At 75.5% G+C, this 3,295-nt stretch carries 1 protein-coding gene; it reads left to right on the forward strand.

What is annotated here, in order from left to right; translation table 11 throughout:
- Positions 1 to 2,895, forward strand: a 2,895-nt coding sequence (locus AB0G13_RS34375) for a type I polyketide synthase (RefSeq protein ID WP_357883787.1), incomplete at its 5' end; no start/stop codon positions are given.
- Between the last annotated feature and the right edge of the window lie 400 nt (positions 2,896 to 3,295).

The following is a 3,295-nucleotide window of genomic DNA, read 5'->3' on the forward strand; positions in this document are numbered from 1 at the left end:
TACTGGGTCACCCAGGTCCGCGACACCGTCCGCTTCCACGACACCATCACCACCCTCACCACCACCTGCAACGTCCACACCTACCTCGAAATCGGCCCCGACACCGTCCTCGCCACAGCCGCCACCACCAGCGACACCACCGCCATCGCCACCATGCGCCGCGGCCAACCCGAAACCCACACCCTCACCAAGGCCGTCGGGCAGCTCTTCACCACCGGCACCGCCTTCGACGCCGACGCCTACTTCGCCGGCGCCCGGTCCGTCGAGCTGCCGACGTACCCGTTCCAGCACCAGCGGTACTGGCTGCTGACCGACGACGCCCCCGCCAGCGCCAGCGGGCTCGGGCTCGGTGCCGCCGACCACCCGCTGCTCGGCGCGGTGCTCGGGCTCGCCGACTCCGAGCGGACCGTGCTCACCGGCCGGCTCTCCGTGCGCGAGCAGCCCTGGCTCGCGCACCACGCCGTCCTGGGCACCGTCCTGCTGCCGGGCGCCGCGTTCGTCGAACTCGCGCGGCGGGCCGCCGAGCACGTCGACCTCGACCGCATCGAGGAGCTGACCCTGCACGCGCCGCTGGTGCTGCCCACCGACGGCGCGGTGCGGATACAGGTGGAGATCGGGGAACCCGACGAGGCCGGGCGCCGGCCGCTGCGGGTGCACTCCCGACGCGAGGACGCACCCGACGGCGAGCCGTGGACGCAGCATGCGAGCGGCCTGCTCGACGCCGCCGCGGAGCCCGAGACCGGCTGGGCCGGTGAGTGGCCACCCGCCGACGCCGTCCCCGCCCCGGTCGAGGACCTGTACGACCGCATCGCCGACCTCGGCATCGACTACGGCCCCGCCTTCCGGGGACTGGTGGCGGCCTGGCGCCGCGGCGACGAACTGCTCGCGGAGGTCGCGCTCCCCGCCGACGCGCCCACGGGCCGCTTCGGACTGCACCCGGCGCTGCTGGACGCGGCCCTGCACCCGATCTCCCTGGCCACCGGGACCGACGGCCCGCTGCGCCTGCCGTTCAGCTGGCACGGCGTACGGGTGTCGACCACCGGCGCGACGGCCCTGCGGGTGCGGATCACCCCCACCGCCGGGGACGCGTACGCCCTGGCGCTCGCCGACGGCACCGGCACGCCGGTGGCCACGGTCGAGTCGCTGGTCGCGCGCCCGGTGACGATCGAGCAGTTGCACGCCGCCGCCGGCCCGAACGGGCTGCACCGGCTGGACTGGGTGCCCGTCCCCCGGCCCGTGGCCCCCGCCGGCGCCTTCGACGTGTTCCAGGTCGGCACCGGCACGGACGCCGATGCGGTACGGGCCGCCGTGCACGACGCGCTCGCGGCGATCCAGGAGTGGCTGCCCGGCGACCGCTCCCCGCTGGTCTTCGTGTCCCGGGGCGCCACCGACGGCGTGAACCCGGCGGCCGCGGCGGTCTGGGGCCTGGTCCGCTCCGCGCAGACCGAGCACCCCGACCGCTTCGTCCTCGTCGACACCGACGACCCGGCCCTCGTCGGCGCGGCCGTCGCGACCGGGGAACCGCAGGTGGCCATCCGCGCCGGCGTGCCGACCGTGCCGCGGCTCGCGACGTTCGCGGCCAACTCGGACCGCCGGCTGTTCGACCCGGCGGGCACCGTGCTCGTCACCGGCGGCACCGGAGCACTGGGCGCCGCGCTGGCCCGCCACCTGGTCACCGCGCACGATGCGCGGCACCTCGTGCTGACCTCCCGCCGCGGGCCGGCCGCGCCGGGCGCCGCGGAGCTGACGGCCGAGCTGGAGTCGCTGGGCGCCAGGATCACCGTCGCCGCCTGCGACGCCGCCGACCGGGCCGCGCTGGCGGAGCTCCTGACGTCCCTGCCCGACCTGGTCGGCGTCGTGCACGCGGCCGGCGTGCTGGACGACGGCACGGTCGAGTCGCTCACGCCGGAACGGGTGGACACGGTGCTGCGGGCGAAGGTCGACGCCGCGCTCAACCTGCACGAGCTGGCCGGCGACGTCGAGCTGTTTGTGCTGTTCTCCTCGGCGACCGGGGTGCTGGGCACGGCCGGCCAGGCGAACTACGCGGCGGCAAACGCCTACCTGGACGCGCTCGCCGCGCACCGCCGGGCGGCCGGCCTCGCGGCGACGTCGCTGGCCTGGGGCCTGTGGCGCAGCGGTGGCGCGATGACCGGTGGGCTGACCGAGGCCGACCTCGCCCGCATCGGGCGCAGCGGCGTGCTGGCGCACTCCGTCGAGGAGGGGCTCGCCCTCTTCGACGCGGCCTGCCGCACGGACGAGCCGTGCCTGGTCCCGATCAAGCTGGACGTGGGTGCCCTGCGCACGAGCACGACGGCGCCGCCCCCGCTGCGGTCCTTCACCCGCCCCCGCCGCGCCGCCTCGGCCGCCTCCGGGGTGCCGCTGTCCCGCCGGCTCGCCGGGCTCCCCGAGCCGGAACAGCGCGAGGTGCTGCTGGGCTTGGTACGCACGAACGTGGCCGCGGTGCTGGCCCACGAGTCGGTGGAGACCATCGCGGCGGACCAGGCGTTCAAGCAGCTGGGCTTCGACTCGCTGACGGCGGTGGAGCTGCGCAACCGGCTCAACCAGGCCACCGGGCTACGGATGCCGGCGACGCTGACGTTCGACCACCCCACGCCCGCCGCGCTCGTCGAGCACCTGATCGAGGAGCTGGGCGGCAACCAGGCGAAGCTGCGGTTGCGCACCCTCGTCGACGGCATCGCCCGGCTGGAGGCGACGCTGGACGAGCTGGAGACGACGGACGGGGCGGAGACGGACGTCGCCACGGCCCTGCAACGGCTCCTGACGAAGTGGCGCGACAAGGCCACCCCGGCGGCGCCGGCCCAGAGCGCCGACCTCGCCTCCGTCACCGCGGACGACCTGTTCGACATCCTCGACAACGAACTGGACATCGTCTGACCCGTCGGGGTGTGCGCGGTGGGGCCGGCGGCCGGGGGACCGGCTCGTCGTCGGGAGTCCGACGGTCCCGCCGCGCACGCTGTCGAGCTGCCCCGTCAGTACGACCGGCGTCCCCGGGTGGCGCGCCCCGTCCATGCGGCCAGCGCCCCCGGGTGGCGTGCTCCGGCTCCGCATGGGGCAGCTCGACAGGTCGCGTCGAGCTGGCCCGGGGGCGGCGGCGCGACCGACAGCTGGGGCGGCAACCGCCCGGTGAGCTACCCGGACCGACCGCGGCCGGAAACGAAAAAGGGCCGCCTACGGCGGGCCTTGGGTTCTAGGAGTCGTTGCAACACCCCAGCTCAAGGGGTGCGATGGACTTCGAGATCCGAGAGGACCGGACGCCGCAGGGAGCTAGAAAGTT

This window comes from Micromonospora sp. NPDC023633 (assembly GCF_040640035.1).
GTDB lineage: Bacteria > Actinomycetota > Actinomycetes > Mycobacteriales > Micromonosporaceae > Micromonospora.